Below are 15,444 nucleotides of genomic sequence, written 5' to 3' on the forward strand. Positions count from 1 at the left end.
GCGGCCCTGCGCGGCCTCCAGCCCGACCAGCTCCAGCAGCTCGGCGGCGCGGGAGCGGGCGCGGCGGCGGCCCCAGCCCAGCAGCAGCGGCACGGTGGCGATGTTGTCCAGCACGGTGCGGTGCGGGAAGAGCCCGGCCTGCTGGATGACGTAGCCGATGGAGCGGCGCAGCAGCGCCGGGTCGCGCTCGCGCACGTCGGTGCCGTCGATGAGGACCCGCCCGCCGGTCGGCTCGACCAGCCGGTTGACGGTCCGCAGCGCGGTGGTCTTGCCGCTGCCCGAGGAGCCGACCAGGACCGTGGTGCGCCCGCTGGGGGCCTGCAGGTCCAGCCCGTCCAGGGCGACGGTGCCGTCGGGGTAGCGCTTGCTCACGCCCTCGAAGGTGATCATGCCGTCCTCAGCGGCGCCCGGCGATCCAGGCGGGGATGTCGGTCAGGGCGTCGGCCACCAGGTCGGCCCGTTTGGCGTCGGGGTCGTCGGCGTGCAGGTAGCCGTGCATGCCGCGGCGCACGAGCACCGTGGCCATCCCGGCGGCGCGCGCCGGGAGCACGTCGTTGTCGAGCCGGTCGCCCACGTAGGCGATCTCCCCGGGGGCGGCGCCGACCTCGCGCACCACGCGCTCGAAGAAGGCGGGGTCGGGCTTCTCCAGACCCCACTCCTCGGACACGTGCACCGCGTCCACCGGCAGGTCCATCGCCTCCAGCGCCGCGCGCGCCTGCGCCGGCTGGTTCCCGGCCACCACCACGCCCAGCCCCATCGCGCGCAGCTCGGCGAAGGCCGGGCGCACGTCCGGGTACAGGTCGGCCGAGTCGAAGCCGTCGGCGAGCGTGCCGGGGTCCTCGGCCTTCCAGGCCGCGACCTCCTCCTCCAGCCGGAAGCCGGGCTTGACCAGGCGGAAGGCGTCCATCAGCGGGCGCCCGCGGGCCATCACCCCGCCCATCAGGCCGAAGAAGGCCAGGCGCGGGACGCCGAGGCGGTCGGCCCAGCGCGCGAAGATGCGCGTCTCGTCGACCAGCGTCTCCCCGACGTCGAAGACCACACTCCTCATCATCACGGTCAGGACGCTAGCACGGAGGGCGCTGATCCGGACGGGCCGCGCCGGGCGGCCGCAGCACCGCGAAGGCGTCGGTCACCTCCAGCCGCGCGGCCCGGAACCGGAAGAGCGCCGCCGGGCGGCCCCCGGAGCGGCCGGAGGGCACCGAGCGGCCGGTCTCCTCGATCTGGCCCCGGCGCAGCAGCACCCGGCGCAGGTTGGTGGCGGCCACGTCGTGCCCCAGCGCGGCCCGGTAGTACCCGGACAGCTCGGACATGGTGAACTCGGGCGGGGCCAGCGCGAAGCCGATGTTGGTGTAGGAGAGCTTGGCGCGCAGCCGACGGCGCCCCGAGTGGACGATCGCCGCGTGGTCGTAGCCCATGGCCGGCAGGTCGGAGGCGGGGTGCCAGGCGGTGTCGGCGGGCACCACCGGCTCGATGTGCGCGGGGACCAGCCCCAGGTAGGCGGTGGCCAGGGTGCGCTCGCCCGGGCACCGGTCCGGCGCCCCGCGGGTCTCCAGCTGCTCCAGGTGGGCCAGGTCGCGCACGTCCACCTTCTGGGCGAGCTGGCGCCGGATGGACTCGCCCAGCCCCTCGGCGCCGCCCAGCCGCCCGCCCGGCAGCACCCAGGCGCCCTCGAACGGCGGGCGCGCGCGGCGCCACAGCAGCACGCTCAGCCGGCCCGCCCGGATCTGCAACACCGCGGCCAGGACCGCGTGCCCCGCCCGTTCCACCCTGCCCGCTGCGTCCTCCATGGTCCCCCATGTTAGGCTTTTTCGAGTTTTTGCCTACAAGTCAAAAACCCGTTCCGAAGGAAGAACCGGCCATGGCCACCGTCAACGCAAGCCAGACCTGGGCCGCCGAGGTCCGGCGCCTCGCCGACGAGCGCGGCGCGGTCATCCTCGCCCACAACTACCAGCGCCCCGAGATCCAGGACGTCGCCGACCACACCGGCGACTCGCTGGCCCTGTCCCGCCTGGCCGCCCGGGTGGAGGCCGACACCATCGTCTTCTGCGGCGTCCACTTCATGGCCGAGACGGCCAAGATCCTCGCCCCCGACAAGACCGTGCTGCTGCCCGAGCCGAAGGCGGGCTGCTCGCTGGCCGACACCATCACCGCCCAGGACGTGCGCGACTGGAAGGCCGAGCACCCCGGCGCGGTGGTCGTCGCCTACGTCAACACCACCGCCGCGGTGAAGGCCGAGACCGACATCTGCTGCACCTCCTCCAACGCCGCCGACGTCATCCGGTCCATCCCGGAGGACACCGAGATCCTCTTCCTGCCCGACCAGTTCCTGGGGGCCCACGTCAAGCGGGTCACCGGCCGGGACAACATCCACGTGTGGATGGGCGAGTGCCACGTGCACGCCGGGATCGACGGGGCCGCCCTGCGCGAGCGCGCCGCCGCCGAACCCGACGCCGAGCTGTACGTGCACCCCGAGTGCGGCTGCGCCACCTCCGCCCTCTACCTCGTCGGCGAGGGCACCGTCCCCCAGGAGCGGGTCAAGGTCCTGTCCACCGGCGGGATGCTCGCCGCCGCCGAGACCACCACCGCCGACAAGGTGCTCATCGCCACCGAGACCGGGATGCTGCACCAGCTGCGCGCCGCCAACCCCGCCACCGCCTTCGAACCGGTCAACCCGCGCGCCGAGTGCCACTACATGAAGATGATCACCGGGGACAAGCTGCTGGAGTCGCTGCGCACCGGCAGCGGGGAGATCACCGTCGACGACCGGACCGCCGAGCGGGCGCGCCGGTCGGTGGAGCGGATGATCGCCATCGGCACCCCCTCGCGCGGAGGCGAGTGAGATAACGGATTCCTCTCCTTGTCCCCGCACCCGGCCCATGGCCCCGGCCGGTGCGGGACCCTCGGGCACAGAGGGGAGGAGCGATGCCACCGCGCAGCGAACCGGAGGCGCTCTACGACGCGCACGCCGCCGAGCTGTACCGCTACTGCTGGACCCTGGTGGGGCCGGACGCCGCGGGCGATGCGGTCCGCGAGGCGCTGACCGCCGCCGCCATCCTGGAGTGCGCCGACGCCGAGGACCTGCGGCCCTGGCTGTTCGCCCTGGCGCGCACCGCCTGCCGGCACGCCGGGTTCGCCCCCGGGCCGCCCTTCGACGGGGTTCCGGCCGCCCCCGGCGAGCGCCCGGCCCGCGCCATGTGGGGCCGCCTCCCGCCCAGCTACCGGGAGCTGCTCGAACTGCACCGCCGCCACGGCCTGACCGCCGGGCAGATCGCCAAGATCCTCGGCCTTGACCCCGAGACCTGCGCCGAACTGTGCCGCGCCGCCGGGCGGCGCGCCGCCGACCTGCTCGCCGAGGCGCTGGAGGAGGCCGGATGCGGCGGTGAGGCCGCCGACACCGCGGCGGCGCTGGACCTGCTGGAGCCGCCGGGCCCACCCGCCGGGCTGCGCGCGCGCACGGTGCGCGCCTGCACCGCCCCCTCCGGCGCCGACGAGCGGGAGGAGTCCGCCGCGCGGATGCGCCCGCTCGGCCACGACGGGTTCCCGCTGCACCGCCGCCGCGGCCCGCAGGCGCCGCCCGCCGCCGACGACCGCCCCGAACCGGCGGGCGCCGCCCCGCCGCCCACCTCCCTGCCCCGGGACCGCGTCACCACCGCCGACGTGCCCCGCCCCGCAGGGCCCGGCGGCCCCGGCGACGGGCCGGGCGAGCGGCGCTGGCCCGGCGCGGCGGTCTCGGGCCTGGCCACCGTGGCGGTGGCGGTGCTGCTGTCCGCGGCGGCGTTCTGGCTCAACGGGCCCCGCACGCTGACCTCCGACGGCGCACCGCCCCCGGCCTCGGGAGAGCGCTCCCCCGTCTCCGGGAGCGAGACCGGCCGACAGGACCCGACCGACACGGCGGTCGTCCGTCCCGGCGAGGCATCTGGGCCCTCCCCCGGGGCGGCGCCCTCGGCGTCGGCGGCACCCCCGGAACCCACGGCGCCCCCGACGCAGGCGGCGCCCTCGGCCGAGCCGACGCAGGGGACCACCCCCGAGCCCGGCCCCGAGCCCGCGCCCACCGCCTCGACCGACCCGCCGGACCCCTCCGCCCCGGCCGCACCGCCGGACGACGACCCGGTCCTCGGCTTCCTGGAGGATCTGGCCGACCTGCTCAGGCCGTAGACCGTTGGCGGGAAGCCCTGTCTAAAGGCGCTCCAGCACCGCCCCGGACGCCAGCGCCCCGCCCGCGCACATGGTGACCAGCGCCGTCGCACCGTCCCGGCGCTCGACCTCGTGCAGGGCGGTGGCCACCAGCCGGGCCCCGCTCGCGCCCACCGGGTGGCCCAGGGCGATCGCGCCCCCGTTGGGGTTCACCCGGTCCGGGTCGGGCCCGTGCACCCGCGCCCAGGACAGCACCACCGCGGCGAAGGCCTCGTTCACCTCGGCCACGTCGATGTCGTCCAGCGCCATGCGGGCCTGGTCGAGCACCTTCTCAGTGGCCCGCACCGGCCCGTCCAGGTGGTAGTGCGGCTCGGCGCCCACCAGGGCGTGCGCGCGCAGCCGGGCCCGCGGGCGCAGCCCCAGCTCGCGCGCCCGGTCCGCCGAGGCCAGCAGCACGGCCGCGGCGCCGTCGGAGATCTGTGAACTGGTCCCGGCGGTGTGCAGGGCGCCCTCGCCCACGGGGCGCAGCGCCGCCAGCCCCTCGGGGGTCGTCTCCCGCAGGCCCTCGTCGGTGTCCAGGCCGGGCACGGGCACCACCTCGCGGTCGAACCGGCCCTCGGCCCAGGCGCGGGCGGCCCTGTGCTGCGAGCGCACGCCCCAGGCGTCCAGGTCCGCGCGGGTCAGCCCGCGCCGGGCGGCGATCCGCTCGGCGGCGGTGAACTGGTCGGGCAGGTCCACGTCCCAGTCGGCGGGGCGGGGGTCGTCCGGGTACACCGCCCGGCCCAGCGGGACCCGGCTCATCACCTCCACGCCGCAGGCCACGGCGGTGCGCACCGCGCCGCAGGCGATCATCGCCGCGGCCAGGTGCACCGCCTGCTGGCCGGAGGCGCACTGGGCGTCCAGCGTGGTCGCCCCGGTCCGCCAGGGCAGGCCGGCGTGCAGCCAGGCGTGCCGCCCCACGTGGTTGCCCTGCTCCCCGGCCTGGGTGACGCACCCGGCGAAGACCTGGTCCACCTCGGCGGGGTCGGCCCCGGCCCGCTCCAGCACGGCGCGCTGGACGCGCCCGAGCAGCTCGACCGGCTTGGTCCCGGCGAGCGCGCCGCGCCGCCGGGCGATCGGAGTGCGAACGGCTTCCACGATCACAGGCTCGGCCATGACCGCGAGACTATAACGTGTTCTACTCTTCGGGAAGGCCCGGCAGCAGCCTCTCGGCGGTCACCGTGAGCCGCTGGTGGACCTGTTCCACGTCCCGGTGGCCCTTGAGGACCTCCAGCAGCTCGAAGATCCACACGCTGGCCAGCGACCCGGCCAGCACATAGGCCGGGGCGTCCCGGTCGGGCTCGCCCTCGTGCGCCTCCCCCGACACCCGCCACAGCAGGTCGGTGATGCGCTGGCCCAGCTCGGTCTTGACCTCGGCCATGATCAGCGAGCGCACCAGGGCGTCGGCCAGCTCCGGCTCGCGCATCAGCCCGCGGGTGGCGCGCATCAGCACGTCCACCGCCCGGCCCGCCGCGGTCGGCGCCGCCGGGGGCCGCCGCTCGATACTGGACTCCAGCAGGTCCAGCTCCTCGGTGACCACCGCCACCACGAGGTCCATCTTGGAGGGGAAGTAGCGGTACAGGGTGCCCAGCGCCACCCCGGCCCGCTCGGCCACGGTGCGCATCTGCATCGCCTCCACGCCGCCCCGCAGGGCCAGCGCGGCGGCCGTCTGCACGATGCGCCTGCGGCGCTGGTTCTGACTCCGCGAGCGCATCCCTACCGGCGCCTGAACCGCCACGGTGCCCCTCCCCGTTCCGTCCCCGTCTGCCGACCCGTCCATGTGCCGTCCACAAGAACACGTTATCTAAGGATCGCCCAGCGGATCAGCTCTCCACAACTGTGGAGAAGACCTCATCTTGCGATGTTGCGGCCGTGTTAACCGGAGGATTGCGGGCACCCTTCCCCTTCCGGGCACGACAATCTAGAATCCGTTCTAGATTTTCGAGGAGGACCCGTGGACTTCTCCCCCGACGAGCCCCAGGAGGACCTGCGCGCCCTGGCCGCCGAGGTCCTCGACCGCGAGGACGACCCCGACCGCCTGCGCCGGGCCCTGGCCGACACCGGAATCACCACCGCACGGCAGGGCGCCGTCGGCGCCGCCCTCGTCCTGCGCGAGGCCGCCGCCCGCGCCGCGCCCGCCCCCCTGCTGCCCGCCCTGGCCCTGGACCCGCTCCTGGACCCCGCCGACGAGGCCGCCCCGGCCACCGCCCCCGTCCCCGCCTCCGGCCCACGCGGCGCCCGCGCCCGCCCCGACGGGCCCGGCACCGTTCGCATCGACGGCGCCGCCGCCGGGGTGCCCCACGCCGACGAGGCCCGCACCCTGCTCCTGCCCGTGGACACCCCCGACGGGCCCGCCGTCGCCCGGGTGCCCGCCGACGCCCCCGGGCTCACCCTCACCCCCCAGCACACCGGCGCCCACATCCCCGCCTTCCGGGCCGGACTGGACGGCGTCCGCCTGGCAAGCGGCGGACTGCTCACCGAAGGCCCGATCACCGACGGCCACGCGACCGGCGGCGCCGCCCGCACCCTGCACCTGTGCACCCTGACCGCGCTCACCGCCACCGCCGCCGGGGCCCTGCGCGCCGCCCTCGACCTGACCTGCGCACACGTGCGCACCCGGCACCAGTTCGGCCGCCCCCTGGCCCAGCTGCAGGCCGTCACCATGCGCGTCGCCGACATCTCCATCGCCTCCCGCGCCCTCGACGCCGCCCTGCTCGCCGGTGCCTGGCGGCTCGACCGCGGCGACCCCGACGCCGCCCCCGTCCTGGAGTCGGCCGCCCTGCTCGCCACCGAGGACGCCCTCGACGCCCTGCACGCCGCCCAGCACCTGCACGGCGGCCTCGGCGTCGACACCGCCTACCCCCTGCACCGGCACTTCGCCACCGCCAAATGGGTCTCGGCCGCCCTCGGCGGCCCCGAGGCGCGCCTGGCGGCCCTCGGCGCCCTGGCCTGCCGATAGCGGCACCGGAGCACACTGGAGCGGCCCGTGTTCATCGACCTCACCGACGACCAGCGCAGGCTCCGCGACGAACTGCGCACCTACTTCGACCGCAGCGTGCCCGCCGGGGAGCGCGACCGCGCCGCCGACGACCCCGAGCTCTACAAGCGCATCGTGCGCCGCCTGGGCCGCGACGGCATGCTCGCCCTCGGCTGGCCCGAGGCCTACGGCGGCCGCGGTCTGGGCCCCGTCGAACAGCAGGTCTTCGTCAACGAGGCCTCCCGCGCCGGGGTCCCCTACCCCCTGGTCACCCTGCAGACCGTCGCCCCGGTCCTGCTCCGCCGCGGCACCGACGGCCAGCGCGCGAAATTCCTGCCCCCCATCCTCGCCGGGGAGCTGCACTTCGCCATCGGCTACACCGAGCCCGACGCCGGGACCGACCTGGCCGCCCTGCGCACCACCGCCGCCCCCGACGGCGCCGGGGGCTACACCCTCCACGGCTCCAAGCTCTACACCTCCGGCGCGCACTTCGCCGACCACATCTGGCTCGCCGCCCGCACCGGGCCGCCCGGCTCCCGGCACACGGGCATCACCCTGCTCATCGCCGACACCGCCGACCCCGGCTTCTCCTGGACCCCCATCACCACCGCCGACGGCCACCACCACACCAACGCCACCCACTACGACGGGGTGCGCGTGCCGCCCGGCCGCCGCGTCGGCGGCGAGGGCGAGGGCTGGGGCATCATCACCGAGCAGCTCAACCACGAACGCCTCACCCTGGGGCCCTCCGGCACCATCGGCCGCGCCTACGACCGCTTCCTGGACTGGGCCCGCACCGCCCGCGGCCCCGGCGGCCGCCCCCCGGCCGAGATCCCCGACGTCCGCCGCGCCCTCGGCCGCATCCACGCCTACCTGCGCGTCAACGAACTGCTCAACTGGCAGGTCGCCGCCTCCGACGGCAGCGGGTGGATCGGCGCCCCCGACGCCTCGGCCAACAAGGTCTACGCCAGCGAGCGGCTGCAGGAGGTCCCCCGGATCATCGCCGAGACCGCCGCCCGCCACGGCGACCCCGCCGACCCCGCCACCGCCGACCTGCTGGAGCGCATGGACACCGCCGCCAAGGGGTCGCTGGTGATGACCTTCGGCGGCGGCGTCAACGAGGTGCAGCGCGAACTCATCGCCACGCTCGGGCTGGGCCTGCCGCGCGCCCCCCGCTGAGAGGAGCCCCATGGAGGACCGCGCCATCGAGGACCCCGCCGCCGGGGACCCCGCCGTCGAGGACCTCGCCGACGCCGCCCGCGCCCGCGGGGAGGTCGACGGCGGCACCGCCCCCGACCCGGTCAACGCGCCCATGGTCCGGCACTGGCTGCAGGCCATGGGCCACACCGGCACCCGCTTCCTCGACGAGGGCCTGGCCCCGCCCGCCATGCTGCAGGTGTGGACCATGCCCGGCCCCGGCGGCGGCCCCCGCCCCTCGGCCGTCGACACGGTGCTGGCCGGGCTCGACGCCCGCGGCTACACCGGCGTGGTCGCCACCGACTGCACCCAGACCTACGACCGCCCCCTGCGCATGGGCGAGACCCCGCGCGCCGCCACCCGGTTCGCCTCCCTGCGCGGCCCCAAGGCCACCGCCATGGGCGAGGGGTACTTCCTCACCTGGGAGACCACCTGGTACTGCGGCGGCGAGCGCGTCGGCGCCATGACGTTCCGGGTGCTGAAGTTCGACCCCGCGACCCGCCCCGGACCCCGCACCGGCGACGGCCGCCCCGCCGCACCGCCCCCGCCGCCCCGCAACGACGACACCGCCTTCTTCTGGGACGGCGCCGCCGCCGGGGAGCTGCGCATCCGCCGCTGCGCCGACTGCGGCACCCTGCGCCACCCGCCCGGCCCCCTGTGCCCCGCGTGCCGCTCGGCCGCCGCCGACCACGTCGTGGCCCGCGGCGAAGGCACCGTGCACAGCTACACGGTCCACCACCACCCGCCGGTCCCCGGCCACACCGCCCCCTTCGCCGTCGCCCTGGTCGACCTGCCCGAAGGGGTCCGCGTCGTCGGCGGCGTCACCGGCGCCGACCCCGCCGACGTGCACGTGGGCATGCCCGTGCGGGCCGACTTCGCGCGCGTCGGCGAGGGCACCGCGCCCCCGCGGTGGCGCCCCGCCGACCAGGTCCCGCTGCCCGCCCTGGAGCTGGAGCTGACCCGCTCCTCCATCACCGCGCAGGCCCTGGCCACCCGCGACTTCACCCCCGTGCACCACGACCCCGACCGCGCCCGCGCCCAAGGGGCGCGCGACGTGTTCCTCAACATCCTCACCACCCAGGGGCTCGTGCAGCGCTACGCCGACACGCACCGCCCCGGCGCCCGGGTGCGCGGCATCGCCGTCCGCCTCGGCGCCCCCGCCCACGCCGGGGACACCCTCGTGCTCACCGGAACGGCCCACCCCCGCGGCGGCCGCGTCGAGGTGCGCGGCACCACCTCGATGGGGCCGCACGTCACCGCGACCGTCGAACTGGACACCGTCGACCGGGAGGACCGATGAAGGCCGTGATCGCCGGGATCGGCGCCACCGAGTTCTCCAAGGACTCCGGGCGCAGCGAACTGCGCCTGGCCGCCGACGCCGCACTCGACGCCCTCGCCGACGCCGGGATCGCCCCGGAGGAGGTGGACGGCATGGCCACCTTCACCATGGACCCCACCTCCGAGATCGCGCTCGCCCGTGAGATCGGCGCCGGGGCGCTGCGCTTCTTCACCCGCGTCCCCTACGGCGGCGGCGCCGCCTGCGGCACCGTCGCCCAGGCCGCCGCCGCCGTCGCCTCCGGAGCCGCCGAGGTGGTCCTGGTCTACCGGGCCTTCAACGAGCGCAGCGGACGCCGCTACGGGCGCGCCGTGGCCCAGGACGGCGGCCCGCCCACCACCCAGGCCCTGGAGCTGGGCTGGCACGTGCCCGCCGGGCTGGCCACCCCCGCCTCCTGGGCGGCGCTGCCCGCCCGCCGCTACATGCACGAGTACGGCGCCACCGGAGAGGACTTCGGCCGCGTCGCCGTCCAGATGCGCGCCAACGCCGCCACCAACCCCCGCGCCTGGTTCCACGGCCGCCCCATCACCTTGGAGGACCACCAGGCCTCCCGGTGGGTCGCCGAACCGCTGCGGCTGCTCGACTGCTGCCAGGAGAGCGACGGCGGGGTGGCGCTCGTGGTCGTCGGCGCCGGGCGCGCCCCGTCGCTGCCCCGGCCCCCGGCCGTGGTCGAGGCCGCCGCCCAGGGGTCCGGCGCCGGGCAGCTGACCATGGTCGACTTCTACCGCGACGACATCGCCGGGCTGCCCGAGATGGCCGCCGTCGCCGACCGCCTGTGGGCCGACAGCGGTCTGGGCCCCGGGGACATGGACGCGGCCGTCCTCTACGACCACTTCACCCCCTACGTCCTCATGCAGCTGGAGGCGCTCGGCTACTGCAAGCGCGGGCAGGCGCCCGCCTTCGTCGCCGACGGCCGCATCGGGCCCGGCGGCGACCTGCCGGTCAACCCGCACGGCGGCCAGCTCGGCGAGGCCTACATCCACGGGATGAACGGCATCACCGAAGCCGTCCGCCAGCTCCGCGGCACCGCCGCCAACCAGGTCCCCGGGGCCGGGCACGTCCTGGTCACCGCAGGCACGGGGGTGCCCACGAGCGGCCTGGTGCTGGGTGCCTACAGTTAGAACCGAATTCGGTTCTACGAAAGGCGACGCATGCCCACCCTCCCCCGCGAGCTGCCGCCCGTCGAGGACCTCGGCGGCGGGGTCTGGTCCATCCCCGTGCCGATCCCCGGCAACCCGCTCGGCTACACCCTGGTCTACGCCCTGGAGACCCCCCGCGGCCCCGTCCTCGTCGACGCCGGATGGGAGCACGAGGACTCCTGGGCCGCCCTGGCCGACGGGCTGCGCACCGCCGGGTCCGACCCCGCCGACGTGCACGGCGTCGTCGTCACCCACTTCCACCCCGACCACGCCGGGCTGGCCGGGCGGGTGCGCGCGGCCTCCGGCTGCTGGATCGCCATGCACCACGCCGACGCCGAGATGCTCCGCTTCATCGCCGAGACCGGCGTGGGAAACGGGACCGGCCTGGAGGTCGCCCAGCTCCGCGCCGCAGGGGCCCCCGAGGACCAGGTCGCCGCCTACGCCCGCACCGACCCGCGCCTCGACCCGCCCGCCGCCCCCGACACCGAGCTGGCCCACGGCGAACTCGTCGACGTCCCCGGCCGCAAACTGCGCACCGTGTGGACCCCCGGCCACTCCCCCGGCCACATCTGCCTGCACCTGGAGGACGCCGACCGCCTGTTCACCGGCGACCACGTGCTGCCCCGCATCACCCCGCACATCGGCCTGTACCCCTTCACCCTGCCCGACGGGCGCCCCGACGACCGCGACCCCCTCGGCGCCTTCCTCGACTCCCTCGCCCAGATCACCGACACCGCCCCCGGCTCCGTCGAGGCCCTCCCCGCCCACGAGGCCCGCTTCACCGGCCTGGCCGAGCGCGCCGCCGCCATCGCCGGCCACCACACCGAACGCCTCGACCTGCTCGCCGCCGCCCTGCACCACGGCCCCGCCACCCTGTGGGAGCTGTGCGCCGTGCTGCCCTGGAGCCGCGGCTGGGAGGCGATGGGCGTCGTCCAGCGCCGCCTCGCCGCCTCCGAGACCGCCGCACACCTGCGGGTACTGGAGCGCCGCGGCACCGCCGTCCGGACCGACCCCCCGACCGGGGTCCTGACCTGGAGGAGAGCACATGGATGAACCGAACGTGCGCCTGGACGGCCTCGCCGCCGCCGTCACCGGCGCCGGGCGCGGCCTCGGCCGGGCCCACGCCCTGGCCCTCGCCGAAGGCGGCGCCCGCCTCCTCGTCGCGGACCTGCACGGCGCCCAGGACACCGCCGCCGAGATCCGCGCCCGGGGCGGCACCGCCCGCGCCCTCGGCGGCGACGCCGCCGCCGACGGCGCCGGGGACCGCCTCCTCGCCGCCGCCGAAGAGCACTACGGACGCCTGGACGTGCTGGTCAACAACGCCGGAGTGGTCCGCGACCGGATGCTGTTCAACATGGACGAGGCCGAATGGGACACCGTCGTCCGCACCCACCTGCGCGGCCACTTCCTCGCCTCCCGCGCCGCCGCCGCGCACTGGCGCGCCCGCGCCAAGCGCGACGGCGGGCCCGTGCACGGCCGCATCGTCAACACCGCCTCCGAGGCCTTCCTCCTCGGCTCCCCCGGCCAGCCCAACTACGCCGCCGCCAAGGGCGGAATCGCCGCCCTGACCACCGCCACCGCCCAGGCCCTGCGCCGCTACGGCGCCACCGCCAACGCCATCTGCCCCCGCGCCCGCACCGCCATGACCACCGAGGTGTTCGGCCCGCCCCCGCAGGACGGCCCCGACCCGCTGGCGCCCGAACGCGTCTCCCCCCTCGTCGCCTACCTCGCCTCACCCGCCGCCGCCCACGTCACCGGCCAGGTCTTCGTCGTGCACGGCGGCGTCATCGGGGTGCTCCGGCCGCCCGAGCTCGGCCCCGTGCTGCGCGCCGCCTCCCCCGGCGGCGGGTGGACCGGCCCCGGCGAGGTCGCCCGCGCCGTGCGCGGCGCCGACCTGCCGCCGCACGGGTTCACGGCCCCCGAGGTCGCGTCGCTGGCCTGAGGGGCGGACCATAAGATCGGGCGGGACGGCCGCGTACTAAACTGCTCGGTAACTTTTCGCTCCATCCACCGCCCCCGATGGGTTCGAGGACCATGCCGCACACCCCGCCGCCCCCCGCCCAGCGACCCCTGCGCGTCGCCCTGCTCTCCTACCGGAGCAAACCCCACTGCGGCGGGCAGGGCGTCTACGTCCGCCACCTGTCCCGGGAACTCGCGGCCCTCGGCCACCGGGTGACCGTCCTGTCCGGCCAGCCCTACCCCGAACTCGACGACGGCGTCATCCTCGAAAAACTGCCCAGCCTCGACCTGTACAACGACGCCGACCCCTTCACCACGCCCCCGCTGGGCCAGTGGCGCGACTGGATCGACGCCCTCGAGGTCGGCACCATGTGGACCGCCGGCTTCCCCGAACCCCTCACCTTCTCCCTGCGCGCCCTGCGCGACCTGCGCCGCCGCCGCACGGAGTTCGACGTCGTCCACGACAACCAGACCCTCGGCTACGGCCTGCTCGGCCTCCAGCAGGCCGGATTCCCCCTGGTCGCCACCATCCACCACCCCATCACCGTGGACCGGCGCATCGAACTGGACGAGGCCCGGGGATGGCAGCGCCTCTCCAAGCGCCGCTGGTACTCCTTCACCGCCATGCAGGGCCGCGTCGCCCGCCGCCTCGACCCCATCCTCGTGCCCTCCCGCTCCTCCGCCGACGACATCGTCCGCGAATTCGGCGTCGAACGCCCCCGCATCGACGTCGTCCCCCTCGGCGTCGACACCCGCCACTTCCACCCCCGCCCCGACGGCGCGCGCGTCCCCGGCCGCATCGTGTGCACCGCCAGCGCCGACAGCCCCCTCAAGGGCGTCGCCACCCTGCTGCGCGCCGTCGCCAAGCTCGCCACCGAACGCGACGTGTCGCTGACCGTCGTCAGCCGCCCCAAACCCGGCGGCCCCACCGACACCCTCGTCGACGAGCTCTCCCTGCGCGGCCGCACCACCTTCGTCAGCGGCATCGACGACGCCGAACTCGGCCGCCTCATCGCCTCCGCCGAGGTCGCCGTCGTCCCCTCCTTCTACGAGGGCTTCTCCCTGCCCGCCGTCGAGGCCATGGCCTGCGGCACCCCCCTGGTCGCCAGCCGCGCCGGAGCCCTGCCCGAGGTCGTGGGCACCGACGGCGGCGCCGGGGTGCTCACCGAGCCCGGCGACCCCGAGGAGCTCGCCGCCCGCATCGGCGCCCTGCTCGACGACCCCGACGAGCGCGCCCGCATGGGCCGCGCCGCCTGGGACCGCGTCCAACAGCGCTTCACCTGGCGCGCCGTCGCCGAGGCCACCGCCGCCCGGTACGCCGCCGCCCTCGCAACGACCCGAAGGAGCCAGCACTGATCACCGTCGACTTCTCCCTGTTCCCCGTCGGCCCGGGCGACCGCGTCCTCGACCTGGGATGCGGAGGCGGACGCCACGCCTTCGAGGCCTACCGGCGCGGCGCCGACGTGGTCGCCTTCGACCAGAACACCGCCGACCTGGCCGACGTGGCCACCATGTTCGCCGCCATGCGCGCCGAAGGGGAGGCTCCCGCCGGGACCGAGGCCGAGACCGTCAAGGGCGACGCCCTGGACATGCCCTTCGACGACGGCTCCTTCAACCGGGTCATCGCCGCCGAGATCTTCGAGCACCTGCCGCACGACACCGCCGCCATGGCCGAGCTCTACCGGGTGCTGCGCCCCGGCGGCATCGCCGCCGTCACCGTCCCCAGCTTCCTGCCCGAACGCCTGTGCTGGGCGCTCTCGGAGGACTACCACACCGCCGAAGGCGGCCACGTGCGCATCTACACCCGCGCCGAACTCCAGGCCAAGCTCAAGGCCACCGGGTTCGTCATCGGCCCCCACCACCGCGCCCACGCCCTGCACGCCCCCTACTGGTGGCTCAAGTGCGCCGTGGGCACCGACGACGACGCGCACCCCGCCGTGAAGGCCTACCACCGGATGCTGGTGTGGGACATGCTCCAGGCGCCCCCCGCCACCCGGATCACCGAGAAGGCCCTCAACCCCCTCATCGGCAAGAGCGTCGTCGTCTACGTCCGCAAGCCCCTCCGCGCGGGACCCGCATGAGCCCCGCCACCGCGACGGCCGCCGCCCTGGAGGTCCCCGGCGTCCTGACCGCCGCCCAGATCGACCGCTCGGCCCGCTACCTGCTCGCCAGCCAGGAGCCCGACGGGGCGCTGCCCTGGTTCCCCGGCGGCCACCTCGACGTGTGGGACCACGTCGAATGCGCCATGGCCCTCACCACCGCCGGGCACCACGGCGCCGCCCGCCGCGCCTACACCTGGCTCGCCGGGGTACAGCACCCCGACGGGTCCTGGCCCGCCAAGATGCGCCAGGGCCGCACCGCCGAGGCGCACCGCGAACCCAACCACGCCGCCTACCCCGCCGTCGGCGTCTGGCACCACCTGCTGGCCACCGGCGACACCGCCTTCGCCCGGCGGATGTGGCCCGCCGTCGCCGCCGGCATCGACTTCGCCCTCGGCCTGGCCACCGAGCGCGGCGAGATCCTGTGGGCCCGCGGCGCCGACGGCGCCCCCGGCGACCACGCCCTGCTCACCGGGTGCGCCAGCGTGCACCACGGGCTGCGCTGCGCCGCCGCCCTCGGCGCCCGGCTCGGCCGCGACCGCCCCGACTGGCGGGGGGGCGGCC

Annotated in this window: 15 protein-coding genes and 1 pseudogene; 11 read left to right on the forward strand and 5 right to left on the reverse strand. The window is 76.1% G+C overall.

Annotated elements, in window-relative coordinates:
• The 3 genes from D476_RS0120010 to D476_RS0120020 all read right to left on the reverse strand — a co-directional run.
• Nucleotides 1–390, reverse strand: a 390-nt coding sequence (locus D476_RS0120010; RefSeq protein WP_017625702.1) for an ATP-binding cassette domain-containing protein, incomplete at its 3' end; no start/stop codon positions are given.
• 7 nt (nucleotides 391–397) lie between these two features.
• Nucleotides 398–1,048, reverse strand: coding sequence for an HAD family hydrolase (locus tag D476_RS0120015; protein WP_040726730.1), 651 nt, complete (start codon nucleotides 1,046–1,048; stop codon nucleotides 398–400).
• Nucleotides 1,049–1,064: 16 nt separating this feature from the next.
• Nucleotides 1,065–1,787, reverse strand: a complete 723-nt coding sequence (locus tag D476_RS0120020) for an NUDIX hydrolase (RefSeq protein ID WP_040726728.1) — start codon at nucleotides 1,785–1,787, stop codon at nucleotides 1,065–1,067.
• Between the two features lie 71 nt (nucleotides 1,788–1,858).
• Between D476_RS0120020 and nadA the strand changes: the two genes are divergently transcribed.
• Together nadA and D476_RS33950 are read left to right on the forward strand one after the other, a co-directional pair.
• Nucleotides 1,859–2,839 carry a quinolinate synthase NadA gene (gene nadA / locus D476_RS0120025; RefSeq protein WP_017625705.1) on the forward strand — a complete coding sequence of 327 codons (981 nt, stop codon included), beginning with the start codon at nucleotides 1,859–1,861 and terminating at the stop codon, nucleotides 2,837–2,839.
• An 83-nt stretch (nucleotides 2,840–2,922) separates the two neighbouring features.
• A complete protein-coding gene (locus D476_RS33950) occupies nucleotides 2,923–4,155 on the forward strand; it encodes an RNA polymerase sigma factor (protein WP_051061798.1) in 1,233 nt (410 codons plus the stop codon).
• A 21-nt stretch (nucleotides 4,156–4,176) separates the two neighbouring features.
• Here D476_RS33950 and D476_RS0120035 read toward each other — a convergent pair whose 3' ends face one another.
• Nucleotides 4,177–5,289 carry a steroid 3-ketoacyl-CoA thiolase gene (locus D476_RS0120035; RefSeq protein WP_017625706.1) on the reverse strand — a complete coding sequence of 371 codons (1,113 nt, stop codon included), beginning with the start codon at nucleotides 5,287–5,289 and terminating at the stop codon, nucleotides 4,177–4,179.
• A gap of 22 nt (nucleotides 5,290–5,311) precedes the next feature.
• A complete protein-coding gene (locus tag D476_RS0120040; protein ID WP_020380476.1) occupies nucleotides 5,312–5,887 on the reverse strand; it encodes a TetR family transcriptional regulator in 576 nt (191 codons plus the stop codon).
• A 240-nt stretch (nucleotides 5,888–6,127) separates the two neighbouring features.
• Here D476_RS0120040 and D476_RS39795 point away from each other — a divergent pair, with 240 nt between their 5' ends.
• From D476_RS39795 to D476_RS0120085, 9 genes and pseudogenes are all read left to right on the forward strand, one after another.
• On the forward strand, nucleotides 6,128–7,132 hold the full coding sequence (locus D476_RS39795; RefSeq protein WP_017625708.1) for an acyl-CoA dehydrogenase family protein: 1,005 nt from the start codon (nucleotides 6,128–6,130) through the stop codon (nucleotides 7,130–7,132).
• A 27-nt stretch (nucleotides 7,133–7,159) separates the two neighbouring features.
• Complete coding sequence (locus D476_RS0120050) at nucleotides 7,160–8,329, forward strand: acyl-CoA dehydrogenase family protein (protein WP_017625709.1); 1,170 nt, start codon at nucleotides 7,160–7,162, stop codon at nucleotides 8,327–8,329.
• A 10-nt stretch (nucleotides 8,330–8,339) separates the two neighbouring features.
• Entirely contained in the window at nucleotides 8,340–9,647 is a 1,308-nt protein-coding gene (locus tag D476_RS0120055; RefSeq protein ID WP_017625710.1) for an OB-fold domain-containing protein, read from the forward strand.
• A complete protein-coding gene (locus D476_RS0120060) occupies nucleotides 9,644–10,804 on the forward strand; it encodes a lipid-transfer protein (RefSeq protein ID WP_017625711.1) in 1,161 nt (386 codons plus the stop codon). Before D476_RS0120055 ends, D476_RS0120060 begins: the two co-directional genes overlap by 4 nt.
• A gap of 30 nt (nucleotides 10,805–10,834) precedes the next feature.
• A complete protein-coding gene (locus D476_RS0120065; RefSeq protein WP_017625712.1) occupies nucleotides 10,835–11,875 on the forward strand; it encodes an MBL fold metallo-hydrolase in 1,041 nt (346 codons plus the stop codon).
• Complete coding sequence (locus tag D476_RS0120070) at nucleotides 11,868–12,764, forward strand: SDR family NAD(P)-dependent oxidoreductase (RefSeq protein WP_017625713.1); 897 nt, start codon at nucleotides 11,868–11,870, stop codon at nucleotides 12,762–12,764. The genes D476_RS0120065 and D476_RS0120070 overlap by 8 nt, the downstream gene beginning before the upstream one ends.
• A 77-nt stretch (nucleotides 12,765–12,841) precedes the next feature.
• Complete coding sequence (locus D476_RS0120075; RefSeq protein ID WP_394296938.1) at nucleotides 12,842–14,137, forward strand: glycosyltransferase family 4 protein; 1,296 nt, start codon at nucleotides 12,842–12,844, stop codon at nucleotides 14,135–14,137.
• A complete protein-coding gene (locus D476_RS0120080; protein ID WP_026123683.1) occupies nucleotides 14,134–14,862 on the forward strand; it encodes a class I SAM-dependent methyltransferase in 729 nt (242 codons plus the stop codon). The genes D476_RS0120075 and D476_RS0120080 overlap by 4 nt, the downstream gene beginning before the upstream one ends.
• A pseudogene (locus D476_RS0120085) lies at nucleotides 14,859–15,444 on the forward strand (prenyltransferase); the annotation flags it as partial. The gene D476_RS0120080 and the pseudogene D476_RS0120085, both read left to right, overlap by 4 nt.

The organism is Nocardiopsis chromatogenes YIM 90109, from assembly GCF_000341185.1.
GTDB classification, from domain to species: Bacteria; Actinomycetota; Actinomycetes; order Streptosporangiales; family Streptosporangiaceae; genus Nocardiopsis_A; species Nocardiopsis_A chromatogenes.

What these genes read in the sequence shown, in the direction of transcription:
- D476_RS0120040 (WP_020380476.1), bottom strand. Translation starts at nt 5,887, where the DNA reads ATGCGCTCGCGGAGTCAGAACCAGCGCCGCAGGCGCATCGTGCAGACG.
- D476_RS0120055 (WP_017625710.1), top strand. Translation starts at nt 8,340, where the DNA reads ATGGAGGACCGCGCCATCGAGGACCCCGCCGCCGGGGACCCCGCCGTC.
- D476_RS0120075 (WP_394296938.1), top strand. Translation starts at nt 12,842, where the DNA reads ATGGGTTCGAGGACCATGCCGCACACCCCGCCGCCCCCCGCCCAGCGA.
- D476_RS0120065 (WP_017625712.1), top strand. Translation starts at nt 10,835, where the DNA reads ATGCCCACCCTCCCCCGCGAGCTGCCGCCCGTCGAGGACCTCGGCGGC.
- D476_RS0120070 (WP_017625713.1), top strand. Translation starts at nt 11,868, where the DNA reads ATGGATGAACCGAACGTGCGCCTGGACGGCCTCGCCGCCGCCGTCACC.
- D476_RS0120020 (WP_040726728.1), bottom strand. Translation starts at nt 1,787, where the DNA reads ATGGAGGACGCAGCGGGCAGGGTGGAACGGGCGGGGCACGCGGTCCTG.
- D476_RS0120015 (WP_040726730.1), bottom strand. Translation starts at nt 1,048, where the DNA reads ATGAGGAGTGTGGTCTTCGACGTCGGGGAGACGCTGGTCGACGAGACG.
- D476_RS0120035 (WP_017625706.1), bottom strand. Translation starts at nt 5,289, where the DNA reads ATGGCCGAGCCTGTGATCGTGGAAGCCGTTCGCACTCCGATCGCCCGG.
- D476_RS33950 (WP_051061798.1), top strand. Translation starts at nt 2,923, where the DNA reads ATGCCACCGCGCAGCGAACCGGAGGCGCTCTACGACGCGCACGCCGCC.
- nadA (WP_017625705.1), top strand. Translation starts at nt 1,859, where the DNA reads ATGGCCACCGTCAACGCAAGCCAGACCTGGGCCGCCGAGGTCCGGCGC.
- D476_RS0120060 (WP_017625711.1), top strand. Translation starts at nt 9,644, where the DNA reads ATGAAGGCCGTGATCGCCGGGATCGGCGCCACCGAGTTCTCCAAGGAC.